A 19,811-nucleotide genomic window follows, 5' to 3' on the forward strand; every position below is an offset into this window, starting at 1 on the left:
ATTTCTTCCTATAATTTGTACATATCGTGAACAAATCACCCTTTATCTCCCGACAATAATCTGCTTTCTTCCATTTCTAATACACCTAGACAATCCCCAGTAATATCCTTCTCTCATAAAAAAAGACATCATCATATGCATGTTTCTAATGAAACTGCCATGATAATGTCTTCTCAAAAAATTAAAAATTAATTATATATAATAATAAGATTAAACGTTATTTATTTCTTAAATAATCTCTTTCTAAATACGAACATACTTAGTGCGGAAAGAACAAGTGTTATTCCAGAAAGTAAAGTCGATGTGCTAGCTTCACCGCCTGTTGATGGTAAAGATTTCTTATCTTCCTCAAACTTATTAGCATGTTGTTTATTTAAAGTATCTGCTTTTCTTCCCTCTTTTTCAACAACTTGATTATTCCCTTTTGGCTCTTGATCCAATCCTGTTGCTAATTCTTTTACTTCTTCAACTTTTTTCGTTGGCTCTTTTACTTCCTCTTTCGCTTCTTCAACTTCTTTCGTTGGCTCTTTTACTTCCTCTTTCACTTCTTTTACCGGTTCTTTCACTTCTTCTTTTGTACCTTCAACTTCTTTTACCGGTTCTTTCACTTCTTCTTTTGTTTCTTCAACTTCTTTTACCGGCTCTTTTACTTCTTCTTTCGGCCCTTCAACTTCTTTTGCTGGCTCTTTTACTTCTTCTTTCGGCCCTTCAACTTCTTTTGCTGGTTCTTTTACTTCTTCTTTCGATCCTTCAACTCCTGTTGTTGGTTCTTTTACTTCTTCTTTCGGCCCTTCAACTTCTTTTGCTGGTTCTTTTACTTCTTCTTTCGGCCCTTCAACTTCTTTTGTTGGCTCTTTTACTTCTTCTTTTGCTTCCGGTTTCTCTACTATATTCTGTATAACTTCACCACTAAACCATATACCAAGCCCGTAATACTCCGTTCCATCAAAAACAAAATCGTATTTCTTTTCTCCTGGAGTACTCCATACGATTGTACCCTCGTCCTCATTAAATGTGCCACTCTCACTTTTTAATGTAATATTCTCAAGCGGTTCCCCCTCCACATCATATACAGGGATTTTCACTTTTTGATTTACTTGTGCGTCATCTAAAAAAATTTTTTGCCTTCTAATATCAATTGTTGACCATTGAGACAGTTGTATAATTGGTCTTATATCCTGAATCTCATTTCCAGGAAGTTTTAAACTAATTAAATCTAACATCGAAGCAAAGATTGATATATCCTTAATTCGATTATCTGATAAATTTAACCATTGTAAATTTTTCAATTTACTTAATGGTTCAATATTCACCACTTGATTTCCTATTAATTCCAGTTCATTCAACATACTTATTTCACTAATTGCTTCTACACTACTAATTTCATTACTGTTCAATATTAATACGGATAGATTTTTTAATTGTTGTATTCCTTGTATAGTATCATTATTAATTTTATTATTTGAGGCTGTTAATTTTTTCAATGAATTAACTTTAAATAATGGTTCAATATTTTTCATATTATTATTGCTTATATTTAACTTCTCCAACTTCTCTAGTTTAGAAAATGGTTCAATATTTTCGATTTGATTATGTGCTAAACTTACAGATTTCAAACTTCTCAAATCCGAGATAAATGCTATATTTTTCAGCTCTAAGTTTTCTAACTCTAGACTTTCTAAATTCGACATATACTCTATGCCAGAAATATCTTTTATACCGTTACCCTGCCCATTAGTTATCTTAAATGTTTTAATCTTTAATAAATCTTCTTTCGTAATAGGGGCTTCTAAATCAGTTCTATTCAAATTATTTTTATTAATATATCGTTGTAGTTCCTTATCTTGAACAACATTCGTCCCCTCTTGATTTTTAACTATTTTTTGAATAACAGTTCCATTAAAACGTAATTTATTCTCTGAAGAACCTGTTTCTAAATTAAACTCATATGATTTTTCTCCAGGGCTGTCCCATTTTACAAAACCATTATTTTGTGTTCCCCCCTCGCTAATCCATTTAATACTTTGAAGAGATTCGCCATTTAAATCGTATATAGGAATTTTACTATCTTCATTTACTACGCCTTCATTCAAAAAGATTTTTTGTCTGTGAACTTTAACGACAAAACGCTTTCCAAACTCTTGAATAGGTCTTACATCAGAAATTTCATTTGCACTTAAATTAAGTTCGTATAAATTAGTTAGCCCACTAAGTGATGAAACATCCGAAATATAATTTTCTTCTAAATCAAGTGATTGTAATTTTTTCATTTTAGCTAGCGGTGTAATATCTGTAATTTCTGCATCACTCACTGCAAGGTTAGTAAGGCTCTCCATTCTACTAATAGATTCAAGATTAGTAATATTATTATTTCCAATCCATAATTCCTTTACTTTATTTAACTGTTCCATTCCTGTTAAATCACTAATATTATTATTAGCTAAATACAATTTACCGAGAGACGCCATTGTAAATAGCGGCTTAATATCTTCAATCTTATTACCGACTAAATCTAATACTCTAACTTTTTTCAATTTACCTAATGGCGTCAAATCAGTAATTTTATTATCTCTTAAAGAAAGAGTTTGAATTTTAGTCAGCCCAGTAATTGGCTCAATGTTTTCAATTCGATTAGAAAAAAGATCTAAAGACTTCAAATTATTCAAGTTAGCAATTGGTGATATGTCACTTACTGCAGACTCATTTAATGTAAACTTTTCTAAATTTACCATATGCTCTAAACCGGATAGATTATTGATGCCCTTCCCACCATATATGTCTAAGTTTTTAATTTGTAGTGCATCGGCTTTCGTTATTGGTGCATTTATATCTTTTCGACCTAAAGTATTTCTATTAATGTATTGTTGTAATTTTGTATCCACTACTATATTTTTTGTTTCTTCCTTTTGTTCTTCTTTATTTTCCTTTTGTTCTTTTGGAACATTGTTTTCTAAATTTAATGTATTTACTTCAAACTGCACTTGATACTTATTATCATAAGCCATTGTCGGAATATAAATGTGCATCTGCATATTGTATCTTTTCCCTAATTCTCCAACTTCAAATTGAATCACTTTCGTTCCATTTTTCTTTTTATCTTCTGATATTACTTTTACATCATGAAACACACCAGGAGTATGAATATCTTCTGTTTTCAAGTATTTGAAGAAATCACTATCACTTAACGTTGCCGTAATAATTTTCTTTCCATTCTCAATTGTTAATTTCGGATTTTTTATATAAACAGCCGCCATAGACTCTTCATTTGTTTTATCTTTATACGCTTTAATAACAGCGTCATATGTACCATCTTCTAAACCTTGGCCCGTTTTATTCGCCTCAATTGCTACTGCCGCTAAAGCAGGCGTTGAATACGTAGCAAATGGAAGTGATAACGCCGCAGCGATAATCATCGCATTTATATGTTTTCTTTTATTTTTTTTCAACTTTACATCTCCTCCAAAATATATAAATCTAAATGTAATCATATCCCGAATAAATGATAATGATTTTCATTATCATTGTCAACTAAAAAAATAAAAAGGTAACAAAAAAATACCCCCTTTTTAAGGGGGTTATGCCATTTTTTCTCCGGATTCTTCTTTAAAAAAGCTCTTCATCGCATGGAATACGTCTGCTTTTTGCTTTAAAATATAATATCTAAAATTCTCATCTTTAATATTTTTATAGGCTGACATGAGGGTACTATGGCGGTTGTACTGGTTCACTTCCCCATATCCAAACATATTACACTTCTTCATTAACTCTTCGACAAGCTTTACACATCTAGCATTATCTGATGTTAAATTATCACCGTCTGAAAAATGGAATGGATAAATATTATAGCGGTCTGGTGAGTATTTATTATCAATTAGCTCGAGTGCTTTTTTATATACAGAAGAACATATCGTTCCGCCACTTTCTCCTTTTGAGAAAAACTCTTCCTCTGGAACTACTTTTGCCTCCGTATGATGGGCAATAAACTCAATATCTACTGTTTCATACTTCGTTCGTAGAAATCGCGTCATCCAGAAAAAGAAGCTACGTGCCATATATTTCTCCCATATTCCCATCGATCCACTCGTATCCATCATCGCTAATACAACAGCTTTTGAATCTGGCTTTAATACTTCATTCCAAGTACGGAACTTTAAATCTTCTTGGTGAATCGGATGAAAAGATGCTTTACCACGCATCGCATTTCGTTTATATGCGGATATCATCGTTCGTTTCTTATCGATATTTCCCCATAACCCAGTCTTTCTAATGTCATTAAATTCAACATGTTCAATCCGGTTTTCATCTATTTCTTTTCTCTTTAAATTAGGCAGCTCTAATTCTTTGAAAAACGCTTGCTCTAATTCTAGAATAGAGACTTCAGCTTCATAATAATCTTCTCCAGCCGCATCCCCTGCTCCTTGCCCTTTTCCTGGTCCTTTTTGCTTTTGACCACCTGATCCATCTCTCGCAACGACATCACCAACTTTGCTGTCACCATTTCCTTGCCCAACGTGTTTGTTTTTATCATAATTGTACCTAATCTTATATTCATCTAAAGAACGAATCGGTATTTTTACAACATCCTTACCATTAGACATAACTATGCTTTCTTCTGTTACAAGATCGGGTAAATTATTCTTAATTGCCTCTTGTACTTTTTCTTGATGGCGTTGTTGGTCGTCATATCCTTTGCGATGGAGGGACCAGTTTTCCTGTGAAATCGTATAATTTGGTTGGTTTTCTTCACCCATTTCTTTCCCTCCTTACTGTAATTGTCTTCCCCTATGAACAGTAAGCTAGAAATTTTGTTTTATACTGTGCAAGCTAGAATGAAAGATAACTGCCCATCGAAATTCATCCCATAAACATATATAACGTTTTTCATATAATACTCCGAGCATCCTAAACAAAATTTTGCCACTCACATACTAGAAAGAAATATTCAGCCGTTGATAAGAAAGAAACACAATGCATAGTTGCACACATTTACACTTTGCAACATATTGTATTGTGTTGGCTTTTTTCGTATGAATGGTTGGTTACTCTATCATATGCATATTGTAAAAATAATTGACAATAAATTCATGAAATTGCATCTTAATTTATTACATTTGGACAAGGTATGACACTTTACACATATAAATGGATAATAAAACGCTGTCCCGCAAAATACAAGAGACAGCGTTTTGTTATCAAACTATCGGTTTAGCAGACTACCTACATAGCGTAATAATTCATTCGCAGATGAAGAATTATAGCCGTGCTCATCAATTAAGCGTGCAACAACATCATTGATTTTCTTAAGCTGATTTTCGTCTGGCGTTTTCGTTGATGTTGTAATTTTCACTATATCTTTTAAATCAGCAAATAGTTTTTTCTGAATCGCTTCGCGAAGACGCTCATGTGAATTATAATCAAAGCGTTTTCCTTTACGCGCATAAGCAGAAATGCGAATTAAAATTTCTTCACGGAATGCTTTCTTAGCATTTTCTGAAATTCCAATTTGCTCCTCAATTGAGCGCATTAGCTTTTCATCTGGACTCATTTCTTCACCTGTTAATGGATCACGTAATTTCGATTTATTGCAATATGCTTCAACGTTATCTAAGTAATTATCCATAAGTGTCTTCGCTGATTCTTCATATGAATACACGAATGCTTTTTGTACTTCTTTCTTCGCAATTTCATCATATTCTTTTCTCGCTAATGAGATGAAATTCATATAACGCTCTCGATCTTCATTACTAATTGACGGATGCTGATCCAACCCGTCTTTGAGCGATCTAAGTACATCTAATGCGTTAATAGATGGTACCTCTTTTCGAATAATTGTAGAGGAAATTCGGTTAATAACATAACGAGGGTCAATACCTCTCATACCTTCATCTTGATATTCACGTTGCAGCTCCTCTACATCAATCGCATTATAACCTTCTACCGTTTCTCCATCATATAAACGCATCTTTTTAATTAAATCAATATCTGGACGCTTCGGATCTTTTAAACGAGTTAAAATCGTAAACATTGCTGCAACGCGAAGTGTGTGCGGTGCAATATGCACATTGGATACATCACTTTCACGAATCATTTTTTCATAAATATGTTCTTCTTCACTCACTCGTAAATTGTATGGAACTGGCATTACAATAATTCTTGAATGCAACGCTTCATTTTTCTTGTTTGCTATGAAGGAACGATACTCCGTTTCATTCGTATGCGCTACAATTAATTCATCTGCTGAAATAAGCGCAAATCTTCCCGCTTTGAAATTCCCTTCTTGCGTAAGCGATAATAAATGCCATAAAAACTTCTCGTCGCATTTTAGCATCTCTTGGAATTCCATCATCCCACGGTTTGCCTTATTCAATTCTCCATCGAAGCGATACGCTCGTGGATCTGATTCTGAACCATATTCTGCGATTGTTGAAAAGTCCAGACTACCTGTTAAATCGGCGATATCTTGTGATTTAGGATCAGACGGGCTAAATGTACCAATCCCTGTACGGCGATCTTCCGAGAAGAAAATACGCTCTACAACTACATCCTCAATTCTTGAACCATATTCTTGCTCTAGACGCATTACGTTTAGTGGCGATAAATTCCCTTCAATTCTAACTCCATACTCACCAAAGAAATCATCCCGTAAATGATGCGGAATTAAATGAAGTGGATCTTCATGCATTGGGCAGCCTTTAATTGCAAAAATTGCTCCTCGATCTGTTCGTGAATATGTTTCTAATCCTCGTTTCAACATCGTAACTAATGTTGATTTCCCTCCACTAACAGGACCCATTAATAATAAAATACGTTTTCTAACATCTAATCGTTTTGCAGATGGATGAAAATATTCCTCCACAAGACGTTCTAAAGCATCCTCTAATCCAAATAGCTGATTACTAAAGAAGTTATACTTTCTTCTACCATCTACTTCTTCGATTCCAGCATCTTTTATCATATTGTAAATGCGAGAGTGTGCTGTTTGAGCCACCCATGGTCTTTCCTTCACAAGCTCTAAATACTCCGCAAACGTACCTTCCCATTGTAACCGTTCTTCTGCTGCTCGATGCTGTTCAATCTTTTTTAGAATATCCATTATAGCTCCTCCCCCATCTCCTTGTTCAATCGGATTATTATAAAAGGTATGCTAGGATGTCCTTAAACATTCTTTAAATCAAAATGAAATATACAGTATTGCTATAAAATTCTCTCCAAAATTCAAAGAAAATTCTGTATAATATAGGTATTAAAGTTTTTACACCTCTATTCATTTTAAATAAATTCTTTTCTTCCAAGAACCTTACATACATTTTGATTCATATTTAAGATTCGTAAACTGAAAAATAGGAGGGATATTAGTATGAAATTATTATTAATTTTAGGTGTATCACTCACATTTCTTACAGCTATTTTCACATCTGGTTACAATGATAAACCCGGTACACATAAAAAGTGATGTGCTTCTTAGCACATCACTTTTTTTATCAATCATTTATAATACACATTTTCCACATCATATTTTGATAAAGGTCGGCTATAATAATAACCTTGCACAAACTTCACATTCTTTTCCTTCAAAAATTGTATTTGTTCCGCTTTTTCTACACCTTCTGCAATTACATTCAATTCCAAAGTATGAGCTAAATGAATAATTGCAGCTGTAATATTCGTATCACGTTCATCCACATGTATACCTTCCATAAAAGAACGATCGATTTTCAACGTATCAATTGGATACGTTTTTAAATAACTTAAAGATGAATATCCCGTCCCAAAATCATCTAAATGAATCTTTAAATTTTGTTCTTTTAATTGTAGCAATACCCTTTTCGATATGTCTTTATGCATAAGGGCCCCTTCTGTAACCTCTATCGCTAATAGATGAGCTGGTACATTGTACTTATGTAACGCCCGTGTAATCATCTCTATTAATGTAATCGAGCGAAAGTGCCTGGCTGAAATATTAACTGCAATCGGGACAACTTCATATCCTTTATTTAACCATTCACGTATTTGCCGACACACTTCATTTACTACCCATTCATCAAGCTTAATAATAAATCCTGTTCTTTCTGCTAGCGGAATAAATTGATTGGGATAGACAAATCCTAATTCTTTATTCTCCCACCTTATTAAAGCTTCCATACTCGCTATTTTTTTCGTTTCAATATTCATTTGTGGCTGATAATACAAGCAGAATTCATTTTTTTCTATAGCACGATGCAATTGGTTTTCTATTATAAATCTTTGTTCACGCTCACAATCTAATCCACTGCAATAAAACTGATAATGCCCTTTTCCTTTTTCTTTTGCTTTTTCCAAAGCAGCATCAACTCTTTGGAATAATATTTTTTCATCCTCTCCATCTGTTGGAGCCATTACAATTCCGATTGACGCACTTAAATAGACGTCCTCTTCTTCGATTACAAAATGTTCACTAATCTTTTTTAATATTCTTTTTGCAACTATCTCTACACGTTCTTTCGTTATATTTTCTATTAACATAACAAATTGATCATCGTGTTCTCTAAATAAGTGCATACCGTCTATTTGAAAACTGCTTAAACATTCTGTAACTTTTTGTAATACTTTATCTCCTTCTTTATGACCAAAAGTATCATTAATAAGGTGAAATTCATCTAAATCTATAAAAACAAGCGCAAACTCTGTATTATCATTTAAAAAAACATTTAACTTATTTGCACATGAAATTCTATTCATTAATCCTGTTAATTGGTCATAATAAGCTAAATATTCTGTTCGCATTTCATTCAATACTTGTCTTGTAACATCCCTCGTAACAATATATACCCCAACAATTTCGGCGTTCACAATAATCGGAATAGTTCTCAAAGAAATATAGAGCTCGTACCCTTCTTTATGAACATATTTCTTTGAAACAATTTGTTTTGCCCTTCCTTGCAGGGCTCCTTTAAATATGATTTGAAAATCTTTTTCATATTCCTTATTAATAAATTCAAAAATAAATTTATTATGTAATTCTTCATATCGATATCCAAATATTTCATACGTTGCTGGATTTGCATATGTAATTCTACCTATAGAATCTATAGATATAATGGAGTCATTATTATATTCTAATAACGACTTAAACAACATTTGTTTTTCCTCTATCTCTGCCTTTTCCTCAATCTGAGCTGTGATATCCCTCGTAATACAAATAATAAACTGACATACTCCTTCTTCGTCGAATACAGGATTAAGTGAAGATTCATAATGTAACTCACCCTTTGGTAAACTAACTACATCACAAAAGGTATGTGCTTTCGCTTCGCTCGCTACTTTTGCATATTGCACTCGCAATATTTCCGCCGTATCTTCTGATAATACTTCCGCAAACGTTTTTCCATAACATTCTTCGCCTAGCTTCGCATAATCCATACCTATCTTATTTACATAAATATATTTAAAGGTTTCCTCATCCATAACTTTCACAATAAATACTAAATCTTGAATAACATGTAATAGTCCTCTTCTTATTAAATCCATATCTATCATACTTAAAAAGGTATTTTGATTATTATATTGTTCCTTCATATTTATCTCAACCCGTCTAATCTATTTTTATTCATATATCCCATTCTATATGAATATGTACCCTTTTTTAAATGTATGATTACATATTATTTTTATTTTTAGAAAAAAAGTCGCCATATGGCGACTTTTAATAAACAATTTCTAAATCTAATCCCGGATAATTTTGTTGACGGAATGCTTCATAAATTAAAATAGCTGCTGTATTAGATAAATTTAATGAGCGCACTTTATCAGTCATTGGAATACGTAAACAATGATCGAAATTTTCTTCGATTACATTAGCTGGTAAGCCGTTTGTTTCTCTTCCAAATACAAAATAGTAATCCTTCTCACGTTTGCTATAATCAAATGCTGTATGAGCTTTCTCGCCATACTTTGTTAAATAGAAGAATTCACCGTCTTTATTTTTCTCATAAAATTCTTCAATTGAATCATAATACGTAACTTTCACGTGCTGCCAATAATCTAATCCTGCACGCTTTAACATTTTATCATCCGTTGAAAATCCAAGCGGTCTAATCAAATGTAATTCTGTTCCAGTTGCTGCACAAGTACGAGCAATATTCCCCGTATTTGCTGGAATTTCTGGTTGATATAAAACAACATGTACTCCCACGCGATATTCACCTCTGTTTTTTGTCTACTACGTATTATACCACTTGAGCGAAAAATCTCTACCCATTAATAATATGAAAGAATTTATATTTCATTTGTGGTGTATATTTACTAGAATCTTCATAGTTCCAATAACGCCGGCGGCTATTCGCTGAATGTGCATTTACAAGCGGCATACCATCTGCGTCTTTTGCTACTACAATCGTCGTATGATTCCACCTACCATCATCCTCGAAATCATAAGCGATGACATCACCAAGAATAAGGTCCTCTGGCCTTTCTACCGCTTCAGCTCGAAGCCCTGTTGTAGCACCTGACAAATACCAATAAAAAGAGTGTGCGACAGCCCAGCTCCAACTCCACTGATTCTCCCTTTGCCACCATCCTTTGCGAATATTAGGATATCCATTCATTGGTACTTCTCCAGTATGAAGACATTGAGAAATAAAATTCGTACAATTATCAGGGAAATTACGATATACAGGGTTTCGATCATCCCACCAACGCTCTGCATATTTAACTGCCTCTAAACGGTTGTACTGATAAGAACCGTACTTCTCTTTTGTAACTTCCCTTTCTAACGTCTCACTCATTCCAACTGCTTCTGGCACTTCAATAGCATAATCACCTATTACCCGGCTATTATTTAAACAAACTCTTCGTTTTAGTTGTTCCTCTTCGATATAAAATAATTCTTTATGCTTAATTAAATATTTAAAATGTATTTGATAATCAATTTCTTGATGATTGCTATTATTTAATTGTCTCATGAAAGAAACGTCCGCAGTTGCTTTCACTATATGTGCACTACGTTTTTGAAACAATTGTTTCTTTCTCTGTGCTATTTGTAATAAATCTTCAGCAATACCATCCACATTTGTTCGTTTCTCCGTTATATACCCTAAAAATTGTTGTACTTGCTTTTCAATATTTACTTTTACAACCATTTCGTCTCCCTCCCATATTACAATATGAAAAAGGGAGATATTATCTACTCTTTTTTCTGCGCTAACAATTCAAGTCCGCGATTCATTTCATGAATAACCTCTTCGTCTTTCTCACGTTGCATCGCTTTTTCAATGGCTTCGCCCACGCCATCTCCACCAATTTTCCCAAGTGCCCATGCTGCCGTTCCGCGAAGTACCGGTCTTGGATCATCTTTCATAACACCTATTAAATCAGGAATTGCTGATGCTTCTTTAAAATGCGCAAGTGCCAAAATCGCATTTCGTTGCAACGGCTTTTTACCTCTCCATGAACCAGACATAATCCCATATTTCTCTTTAAAATCACGATTACTAATTGTTAAAAGTGGCGTTAATAACGGCTTAACTAACTCAGGATCTGGTTCCATCTCAGGGTGATTATGAAAATCCATTCCTTTATTTTTCGGACAAACAGTCTGACATGTATCACATCCATATATACGGTTTCCTATTTTGTCACGATATTCTTCCGGTAGGAATCCTTTCGTCTGTGTTAAAAATGCAATACATTTCTTGGAGTCTAACTGTCCTCCTTGTATTAAAGCACCTGTAGGACAAATATCAATACATTTCGTGCAGCTTCCACATTGATCTTCTATCGGCTGATCTGGTGGGAATGGAACGTTTGTAATCATTTCTCCTAAATATACATACGAACCAAATTCAGGTGTAATAATAGCGCAATTCTTACCGCTCCACCCAATACCGGCACGCTCCGAAACAGCTCGATCACTTAATTCACCCGTATCAACCATTGACTTAACTTCTATATCGGGAAGTTTTTCAATTAAATATGCTTCTAATTTTTGCAAACGATCTCGTAAAACAAGATGATAATCTTGTCCCCAAGAGGCACGACAAAAAATCCCGCGGCGTTCTCCACGCTTACTTAATGGTGCATTTTTTAATTTTGAAGGATACGCTAATGCAATCGCAATAATTGATTTTGCACCAGGTAGTAGAAGCTGTGGGTTCGTTCTCTTTTCTATATCAGGCTCTTCAAATCCAGATTGATAATTTAATTGTTGCTGCTGGATTAAGCGCTGTTTTAATTCCTCAAATGGTGAAGCACTAGCAAAGCCTATTTTATCTATACCAATTGTTTTACTATACGCAATGACATCTTGCTTTAATTGTTCAAAATCCATTCCTAATCGCCTCCTCAGATGAATCCATCCCATATGTAACGACTATATTGGTTAGTAATTCACTTTTGGAATACTATTCTTTACTTCTATTTTCGCATACAATTATGTTTTTCAAACATTAAAAAACGCAATGCCTCGTTTATCTTAGAAACGAAACACTGCGTTGATCACAATTTATAGAAAAACATTTAATAAAATTTGGAGCGGGTGAAGAGAATCGAACTCTCGACCAGAGCTTGGAAGGCTCTTGTTTTACCACTAAACTACACCCGCAAATATGAAATAAATATAAGATATTAGAATAACTTATGTAAAGTAGTATAGCATGTAAAAAAAACGGAAGCAAGAATTTTATCGAAAAAAGTCGAAAAAGTGATGAGTAGCTCATCACTTTTTCAATTCTTTATCAATCGCCTTCTTCATACTATCGAAATCAGGGTTTGCAAGATTTCCGTTGATATATACTGAAGGAGCACCTTGAACTTTTAATTTTTGAGCACGATCTGAATCTTTACGTACTTTTTCTTTCATTTCTTTACTCTGTAAATCCTTCTTAAATTGTTCTACATCAATTTTCGGAAGCTTTTCTTTCACAATGTTAAGAAGTAATTCTTCTGTAATCCATTCTTCCGTGTCTTTCTTTTGACTTTGATAAATCTCATCATAGAAAATCCAGAATGAATCTTGATCTTGTTTATAAATTGCTTCACCAGCTGCTGCACCTAAATCAGAGTCTTTTCCGATAAATGGGAAGTTAATAAAGTATAACTGCACTTTACCTTTATCGATATACTCTTCTTTTAATCGTGGTAATACTGTTACATCCCAAGTACGACAAGCAGGACATTTGAAGTCTCCAAATTCAACTACCTTAACTGGGGCATCATCTTTCCCTAAAGATTGTTGTGTGGAATAAGCAAACATCTCATTCCCTTTATCTTTTTTGTCATTTATGATGCTATACGCAATTGTTCCGATTACAATCAATACTGCGATAGAAAAAACTACACCAAGAGCCATGAGTTTATTTGATTTCATATACATTCCTCTTTAAATTCATATTCTGTATACAGCATTGTACACAATACACATAATATCAACACTTATATATGTCACGCAATGAACACGCTCACATAAATTACAAAAACACAATAATTGTGACGATATTGTGTCACAATTTGTCACAATTTATTCAAAAAAAGGAAGCTCCTATGTAGGAACTTCCTTTAGCTTACTGCTTTTTCACGAGCACTATTTAACATCGACTGCTCTGTTTTTATATCATGACGAATTACTAACTTCTCACTAACTGCTTGCACATACTCATTATGATTGATATAGCCTTCTTTCTCCATTAATCTCAAAACGACATTTCGTCTCTCTACGGCCTTATCATAATTTTGTGCAGGTGAGTAATAAGCGGGTGCCTTTACTACAGCAGCCATCATTGCACTTTCAGCCAACGTTAATTGGCTCACCTTTTTACCGAAGTAAAGGTTTGCTGCTTTTTCAATTCCCCATGCTCCTTCTCCGTAATAAATATTACTTACATACAATTTTAAAATTTCATCCTTTGTAAATGTACGTTCAATTTTTTTCGTATAAAAAATTTCTTTCCACTTACGAGAAAATGTACGTTCATTCGTTAAAAAAGCATTTTTGGATAACTGTTGTGTAATTGTGCTTCCGCCTTGCACAACACCACCAGCTTTTATATTCTCAACAGACGCTCTGACAATCGCTATATAATCTAAACCGTTATGATGATAAAACCTTTTATCTTCTGTCGCAATAAATGCATGTGTTAATGATTCTGGCACCTCTAACTTAGCCGGTACATGTAATTTACTAATATCACTTTGCTCGATCATTACATTTCCAATGAATAATAACGTAAAACTTAACAATAATAATAAAATAATGGCTTTATAAAAGAATTTAGTCATTGGATTTAATGCAACTTTTTGATGATAGTTCACCCTAGATAATACTCGTTCTTTCATCTTAAACACCTCTTTTCCACACAGCGTATAACTCTTACTTTAAGAATACCTTGTTGTAAAAAAATATCCCATCGATTTCTCTTACACGTACCTTACATCATTGTAAGGTATAAAGTGAAACTTTAATCAGCCCTCACCAATCGGGCTGCCCGGCAAATAGTTGGATAAAAAAGTATTGTATCACAGTCCTTTTTTATCTACTATTCATCTGAAATATTGAATATAGATTATGCTAAACCAATAACAGAGTATACCTTAAGCCTATACTTCCCTATTAAAACATCCTATTTTCATTATATCATCTACAAAATATATATTTGTAAGTATCTAGTAATCTAAATGTATACAATATATCATACATTATACAGAACAAACGTTCCTGAAATCAATACTAGCACTATTATTATTTTGACCTTTTTCTTAAACAGTATACAAAAAAGAGTAGTGATTTGATTGTATCTCAAACCGGCTACTCTTTTCTTTACAATCTACCTATTAAATTATATGGCTGCACTTCCCACGTTTCGTACGGAATACAATGTGTTGCTCTCATCGCATCAAGCGTTCTGGATTTCATATGAGGACGCGTTATATACTCATCTATATTCTCTTCATTTAAAGCAACAAATTTAGCCTCTTGTATTTCTTCAGGCTGAATTTGTATTTCACCGCTCACGTATGCCACTTTAAAAACAACACCTAGAATGTGCATGGAAGCATTATAATAAACTCCTGTAATACCGATAGGCTTCACCGTTAATCCTGTTTCCTCTTTTATTTCCCTACAAACAGCTTGATCGAGCGCTTCTCCTTCTTCCACCTGTCCTCCTGGCAACTCTCACGTATCCGATCGCCAATGTACTTTAGCTAATAACACTTCGTCTTTTTCATTTGTTAAATAACCTGCTACAGCAACGATATGCTTTGGTGTTTTATGTTCCATATTAAACCTCCTAGAAATAATGATTATTTCATATATCCCTATAAGCATATTCCCTGTCTAAAACAAAATACCTTTACTAATTCATCCTCTTAATTAACTTCATGAAAAAAAGCCCCTATCCGTTAAATGAATAGGGGCTTCTATCGTATTATTCTCCTAAGTCTACGTTGTGGTAAACTTGTTGCACATCTTCTAGATCTTCTAATGCATCAACCATTTTTTCAAATTGTACTTGAGCATCTTCAGGAAGTTCTACATCACTTTGTGCAAGCATTGTTAATTCTGCAACTGTGAATTCTTCAACACCAGCATCTTTAAGTGCAGATTGTACGGAATGGAATTGATCAGGTTCAGCATACACGATAACAGAATCTTCTTCTTCTAGAATGTCACGTGCATCAACATCTGCTTCCATTAAAATTTCAAGAACTTCATCTGATGTTTTACCTTCAAGACCGATAACAGCTGTCGCATCAAACATGTAAGCTACAGAACCGTTTACACCCATGTTACCACTGTTTTTGCTAAATGCAGCTCGTACATCTGCTGCAGTACGGTTTACGTTATTTGTAAGTGTATCTACAATTACCATAGATCCGTTTGGTCCGAATCCTTCATAACGAAGCTCGTCATAATTTTCTTCTGAACCGCCTTTTGCCTTTTCAACTGCACGATCAATAATTGTTCTTGGTACGTTGTATGTTTTCGCACGTTCTAATACAACTCTAAGCGCTTGGTTTGATTCTGGATCTGGCTCGCCTTGTTTTGCTGCCACATAAATCTCACGTCCAAATTTCGCGTATATACGGCTTGTATTTGCATCTTTTGATGCTTTTTTTTCTTTAATATTATTCCATTTACGACCCATACTTTCCACTCTCTTTCCCGTTTTAAATCTACATAAAAATATTAATATGAAATATAATGTGTATTCAACACATTTTTAAAAGAAATATAAAAAGTTCATTTTTGATTCATATTACAGACATAATATAAATTACTATCATTTTGTTCTTTCGACAAGTTATATTATACATGAATTTCTACATTTATTACGAATTTTAGAAGCACATAGTATAATTTAACAAAAAAGACTCTAACAGAAATGTTAGAGTCTTTTTATATCGCCGATACATATTTCCATAATATTCCTATAACTACTTTCTATTGTTATATAATAAAAACAGGAAAAAATTTGAAGAAAGATGGAGGGAGAATTATGACACATTCACATGAGAAAAAAGCACATGGTCTGAAAGGAATAGGAGAGAAGTTAAACCCAACTATCTATCAAGTGAGATTCATGAAATTAGATGAACCAATTCAATTTGAGTCGTTTCCTGAATTAAAGGAATTAGGAGATTGGTTGAGTACTTCAACGCACATGTGGGCGTGCCACTCAACTATGTACAAGTACAACAAAGAAGAGTTTGAAAAGAGGTTTTTAGAAATTACAAACTTAACCGTTGATAATGTACTAATATCTACTGGTGCTATCGGATTTAACTTCATGTCACCGGGGTGGAGAAGTTCTCTTTAGAGTGCTTAAAGAGAATATTGTATATACAATATTCTGCTGATATTTTATAGGATAATGTAATTAAGAGAATAAAAATGAATGTTTATTTTTATCCTCTTATTGTTTCGCAGTTTACTCACCGCACACTTTTTGTGCTTATTTTTTCGTGTAATGAAAACACAAAAAATCTCTATACAATTAGTATAGAGATTTTTATTACGCCGTTCATGATACCGATGGTCGGGGTCGAACCGACACTCCCGAAGGAACACGATTTTGAGTCGTGCGCGTCTGCCAATTCCGCCACATCGGCACAAAAGAAAGGCGGCAACCGGATTTGAACCGGTGGTAAAGGTTTTGCAGACCTCTGCCTTACCACTTGGCTATGCCGCCATGTTAAATTTTATTGGAGCGGAAGACGGGATTCGAACCCGCGACCCCAACCTTGGCAAGGTTGTATTCTACCACTGAACTACTTCCGCAAAAATGGCTGGGCTAGCTGGATTCGAACCAGCGCATGACGGAGTCAAAGTCCGTTGCCTTACCGCTTGGCTATAGCCCATCGAATTCTTACTTAATTATATGTAAGTATCAATTAGATTATTTGTAATTTTAAAAATAAAAATGGGGCGACTGATGGGAATCGAACCCACGAATGCCGGAGCCACAATCCGGTGCGTTAACCACTTCGCCACAACCGCCATGTTGTGTAAATATATTTGGCAGGGGCAGTAGGAATCGAACCCACACTGGAGGTTTTGGAGACCTCAGTTCTACCTTTAAACTATGCCCCTATGTAAATGGTGGAGGGGGGCAGATTCGAACTGCCGAACCCGAAGGAGCGGATTTACAGTCCGCCGCGTTTAGCCACTTCGCTACCCCTCCGAAACTTACATGGTGCCGGCTAGAGGACTTGAACCCCCAACCTACTGATTACAAGTCAGTTGCTCTACCAATTGAGCTAAGCCGGCGTATATTATTAAGATAAATGGTGGCTCGGGACGGAATCGAACCGCCGACACGAGGATTTTCAGTCCTCTGCTCTACCGACTGAGCTACCGAGCCTTATTAAAATGGCGGTCCCGACCGGGGTCGAACCGGCGATCTCCTGCGTGACAGGCAGGCATGTTAACCACTACACCACGGGACCATTTGGTTGCGGGGACAGGATTTGAACCTGCGACCTTCGGGTTATGAGCCCGACGAGCTACCGTGCTGCTCCACCCCGCGACAATACTATTTATATAATTTATATGGTGGAGGATGACGGGATCGAACCGCCGACCCCCTGCTTGTAAGGCAGGTGCTCTCCCAGCTGAGCTAATCCTCCAAAGTGGTGACCCGTACGGGATTCGAACCCGTGTTACCGCCGTGAAAGGGCGGTGTCTTAACCACTTGACCAACGGGCCAATATTATAAATCCTATGGCGGAGAGCAAGGGATTCGAACCCTTGATACGCTTGTGACGTATACACGATTTCCAATCGTGCTCCTTCGGCCAACTCGGACAGCTCTCCAATGGCTCCGCAGGTAGGAATCGAACCTACGACCGATCGGTTAACAGCCGATAGCTCTACCGCTGAGCTACTGCGGAATAATATTGCCTGGCAACGTCCTACTCTCACAGGGACAAGGTCCCAACTACCATCGGCGCTAGAGAGCTTAACTTCCGTGTTCGGTATGGGAACGGGTGTGACCTCTCTGCCATCATTACCAGACATTATTCTTTTGAGACAATCATTATTATAACTTATTTTCTTTAAAAGTCAACAAGTTTTTTTATGTTCTCTCAAAACTAGATAACATTGCTTCATATTATATGGTTAAGTCCTCGATCTATTAGTATTCGTCAGCTCCACATGTCACCATGCTTCCACCTCGAACCTATCAACCTGATCATCTTTCAGGGATCTTACTAGCTTACGCTATGGGAAATCTCATCTTGAGGGGGGCTTCATGCTTAGATGCTTTCAGCACTTATCCCTTCCGCACATAGCTACCCAGCTATGCCCTTGGCAGAACAACTGGTACACCAGCGGTGCGTCCATCCCGGTCCTCTCGTACTAAGGACAGCTCCTCTCAAATTTCCTACGCCCACGACGGATAGGGACCGAACTGTCTCACGACGTTCTGAACCCAGCTCGCGTACCGCTTTAATGGGCGAACAGCCCAACCCTTGGGACCGACTACAGCCCCAGGATGCGATGAGCCGACATCGAGGTGCCAAACCTCCCCGTCGATGTGGACTCTTGGGGGAGATAAGCCTGTTATCCCCGGGGTAGCTTTTATCCGTTGAGCGATGGCCCTTCCATGCGGAACCACCGGATCACTAAGCCCGACTTTCGTCCCTGCTCGACTTGTAGGTCTCGCAGTCAAGCTCCCTTATGCCTTTGCACTCTACGAATGATTTCCAACCATTCTGAGGGAACCTTTGGGCGCCTCCGTTACACTTTAGGAGGCGACCGCCCCAGTCAAACTGCCCACCTGACACTGTCTCCCGGGTCGATAAGACCCGTAGGTTAGAATTTCAATACAGTCAGGGCGGTATCCCACCAGCGCCTCCACCGAAGCTAGCGCTCCGGTTTCAATGGCTCCCGCCTATCCTGTACAAACTGTACCAAAATTCAATATCAGGCTACAGTAAAGCTCCACGGGGTCTTTCCGTCCTGTCGCGGGTAACCTGCATCTTCACAGGTACTATAATTTCACCGAGTCTCTGGTTGAGACAGTGCCCAAATCGTTACACCTTTCGTGCGGGTCGGAACTTACCCGACAAGGAATTTCGCTACCTTAGGACCGTTATAGTTACGGCCGCCGTTTACTGGGGCTTCAGTTCAGAGCTTCGCTTACGCTAACCCCTCTCCTTAACCTTCCAGCACCGGGCAGGTGTCAGCCCCTATACTTCGCCTTACGGCTTCGCAGAGACCTGTGTTTTTGCTAAACAGTCGCTTGGGCCTATTCACTGCGGCTTTCCGTTAAGAAAGCACCCCTTCTCCCGAAGTTACGGGGTCATTTTGCCGAGTTCCTTAACCAGAGTTCTCT

Annotated in this window: 11 protein-coding genes, 16 tRNA genes, 2 rRNA genes and 1 pseudogene (1 of these 30 only partly in view); 1 reads left to right on the forward strand and 29 read right to left on the reverse strand. The window is 36.1% G+C overall.

Annotated features, from left to right (window positions below):
- Nucleotides 1-221: 221 nt before the first annotated feature.
- The 12 genes and pseudogenes from QEP67_RS25120 to QEP67_RS25175 all read right to left on the reverse strand — a co-directional run bounded on the left by QEP67_RS25120 (nucleotide 222) and on the right by QEP67_RS25175 (nucleotide 16,118).
- On the reverse strand, nucleotides 222-3,446 hold the full coding sequence (locus QEP67_RS25120; RefSeq protein ID WP_353706461.1) for a leucine-rich repeat domain-containing protein: 3,225 nt from the start codon (nucleotides 3,444-3,446) through the stop codon (nucleotides 222-224).
- A gap of 129 nt (nucleotides 3,447-3,575) precedes the next feature.
- Nucleotides 3,576-4,751, reverse strand: a complete 1,176-nt coding sequence (gene yhbH / locus QEP67_RS25125) for a sporulation protein YhbH (RefSeq protein ID WP_000503501.1) — start codon at nucleotides 4,749-4,751, stop codon at nucleotides 3,576-3,578.
- A gap of 446 nt (nucleotides 4,752-5,197) precedes the next feature.
- On the reverse strand, nucleotides 5,198-7,093 hold the full coding sequence (locus QEP67_RS25130; RefSeq protein WP_000353275.1) for a PrkA family serine protein kinase: 1,896 nt from the start codon (nucleotides 7,091-7,093) through the stop codon (nucleotides 5,198-5,200).
- A 392-nt stretch (nucleotides 7,094-7,485) separates the two neighbouring features.
- Entirely contained in the window at nucleotides 7,486-9,555 is a 2,070-nt protein-coding gene (locus QEP67_RS25135; protein ID WP_000664288.1) for a GGDEF domain-containing phosphodiesterase, read from the reverse strand.
- Nucleotides 9,556-9,682: 127 nt separating this feature from the next.
- Nucleotides 9,683-10,171 carry a tRNA (uridine(34)/cytosine(34)/5-carboxymethylaminomethyluridine(34)-2'-O)-methyltransferase TrmL gene (gene trmL, locus QEP67_RS25140; RefSeq protein ID WP_000538149.1) on the reverse strand — a complete coding sequence of 163 codons (489 nt, stop codon included), beginning with the start codon at nucleotides 10,169-10,171 and terminating at the stop codon, nucleotides 9,683-9,685.
- Nucleotides 10,172-10,229: 58 nt separating this feature from the next.
- The gene (locus tag QEP67_RS25145; protein WP_000260689.1) at nucleotides 10,230-11,117 is read right to left on the reverse strand and encodes an amidase domain-containing protein; all 888 of its coding nucleotides are present in this window, start codon (nucleotides 11,115-11,117) and stop codon (nucleotides 10,230-10,232) included.
- Between the two features lie 44 nt (nucleotides 11,118-11,161).
- Entirely contained in the window at nucleotides 11,162-12,304 is a 1,143-nt protein-coding gene (gene queG / locus QEP67_RS25150) for a tRNA epoxyqueuosine(34) reductase QueG (RefSeq protein ID WP_000345211.1), read from the reverse strand.
- Between the two features lie 199 nt (nucleotides 12,305-12,503).
- Nucleotides 12,504-12,577: transfer RNA gene (locus QEP67_RS25155), tRNA-Gly, on the reverse strand.
- Nucleotides 12,578-12,691: 114 nt separating this feature from the next.
- A complete protein-coding gene (locus tag QEP67_RS25160; RefSeq protein ID WP_353706462.1) occupies nucleotides 12,692-13,342 on the reverse strand; it encodes a thioredoxin domain-containing protein in 651 nt (216 codons plus the stop codon).
- A gap of 188 nt (nucleotides 13,343-13,530) precedes the next feature.
- Nucleotides 13,531-14,307 carry a biosynthetic peptidoglycan transglycosylase gene (locus QEP67_RS25165; protein WP_000664710.1) on the reverse strand — a complete coding sequence of 259 codons (777 nt, stop codon included), beginning with the start codon at nucleotides 14,305-14,307 and terminating at the stop codon, nucleotides 13,531-13,533.
- A 481-nt stretch (nucleotides 14,308-14,788) separates the two neighbouring features.
- A pseudogene (locus tag QEP67_RS25170) lies at nucleotides 14,789-15,250 on the reverse strand (NUDIX hydrolase).
- Nucleotides 15,251-15,398: 148 nt separating this feature from the next.
- Complete coding sequence (locus QEP67_RS25175; RefSeq protein WP_000532975.1) at nucleotides 15,399-16,118, reverse strand: YebC/PmpR family DNA-binding transcriptional regulator; 720 nt, start codon at nucleotides 16,116-16,118, stop codon at nucleotides 15,399-15,401.
- 351 nt (nucleotides 16,119-16,469) lie between these two features.
- Here QEP67_RS25175 and QEP67_RS25180 point away from each other — a divergent pair, with 351 nt between their 5' ends.
- Nucleotides 16,470-16,790, forward strand: coding sequence for a DUF3884 family protein (locus QEP67_RS25180; RefSeq protein WP_000149728.1), 321 nt, complete (start codon nucleotides 16,470-16,472; stop codon nucleotides 16,788-16,790).
- A gap of 210 nt (nucleotides 16,791-17,000) precedes the next feature.
- On the opposite strand, the gene QEP67_RS25185 is transcribed toward QEP67_RS25180, so the two are convergent.
- The 17 genes from QEP67_RS25185 to QEP67_RS25265 form a co-directional block, all read right to left on the reverse strand.
- Nucleotides 17,001-17,082, reverse strand: a tRNA-Leu gene (locus QEP67_RS25185).
- A gap of 9 nt (nucleotides 17,083-17,091) precedes the next feature.
- Nucleotides 17,092-17,162 (reverse strand) — tRNA-Cys (locus QEP67_RS25190).
- A gap of 14 nt (nucleotides 17,163-17,176) precedes the next feature.
- A tRNA-Gly gene (locus tag QEP67_RS25195) sits at nucleotides 17,177-17,251 on the reverse strand.
- A 5-nt stretch (nucleotides 17,252-17,256) separates the two neighbouring features.
- Nucleotides 17,257-17,331: transfer RNA gene (locus tag QEP67_RS25200), tRNA-Gln, on the reverse strand.
- Between the two features lie 63 nt (nucleotides 17,332-17,394).
- Nucleotides 17,395-17,470: transfer RNA gene (locus QEP67_RS25205), tRNA-His, on the reverse strand.
- A gap of 19 nt (nucleotides 17,471-17,489) precedes the next feature.
- A tRNA-Trp gene (locus tag QEP67_RS25210) sits at nucleotides 17,490-17,563 on the reverse strand.
- Nucleotides 17,564-17,570: 7 nt separating this feature from the next.
- A tRNA-Tyr gene (locus QEP67_RS25215) sits at nucleotides 17,571-17,654 on the reverse strand.
- A gap of 10 nt (nucleotides 17,655-17,664) precedes the next feature.
- Nucleotides 17,665-17,740 (reverse strand) — tRNA-Thr (locus QEP67_RS25220).
- A gap of 18 nt (nucleotides 17,741-17,758) precedes the next feature.
- Nucleotides 17,759-17,834: transfer RNA gene (locus QEP67_RS25225), tRNA-Phe, on the reverse strand.
- A 9-nt stretch (nucleotides 17,835-17,843) separates the two neighbouring features.
- Nucleotides 17,844-17,919: transfer RNA gene (locus QEP67_RS25230), tRNA-Asp, on the reverse strand.
- A gap of 3 nt (nucleotides 17,920-17,922) precedes the next feature.
- A tRNA-Met gene (locus QEP67_RS25235) sits at nucleotides 17,923-17,999 on the reverse strand.
- A gap of 24 nt (nucleotides 18,000-18,023) precedes the next feature.
- Nucleotides 18,024-18,099 (reverse strand) — tRNA-Val (locus QEP67_RS25240).
- Between the two features lie 4 nt (nucleotides 18,100-18,103).
- A tRNA-Glu gene (locus tag QEP67_RS25245) sits at nucleotides 18,104-18,178 on the reverse strand.
- Nucleotides 18,179-18,194: 16 nt separating this feature from the next.
- Nucleotides 18,195-18,286: transfer RNA gene (locus QEP67_RS25250), tRNA-Ser, on the reverse strand.
- 2 nt (nucleotides 18,287-18,288) lie between these two features.
- Nucleotides 18,289-18,363 (reverse strand) — tRNA-Asn (locus QEP67_RS25255).
- A gap of 8 nt (nucleotides 18,364-18,371) precedes the next feature.
- Nucleotides 18,372-18,487, reverse strand: a 5S ribosomal RNA gene (gene rrf, locus QEP67_RS25260).
- 101 nt (nucleotides 18,488-18,588) lie between these two features.
- Nucleotides 18,589-19,811, reverse strand: a 23S ribosomal RNA gene (locus tag QEP67_RS25265); it runs 1,699 nt beyond the window's last position.

The organism is Bacillus cereus group sp. MS39 (assembly GCF_040448665.1).
GTDB classification, from domain to species: Bacteria; Bacillota; Bacilli; order Bacillales; family Bacillaceae_G; genus Bacillus_A; species Bacillus_A wiedmannii.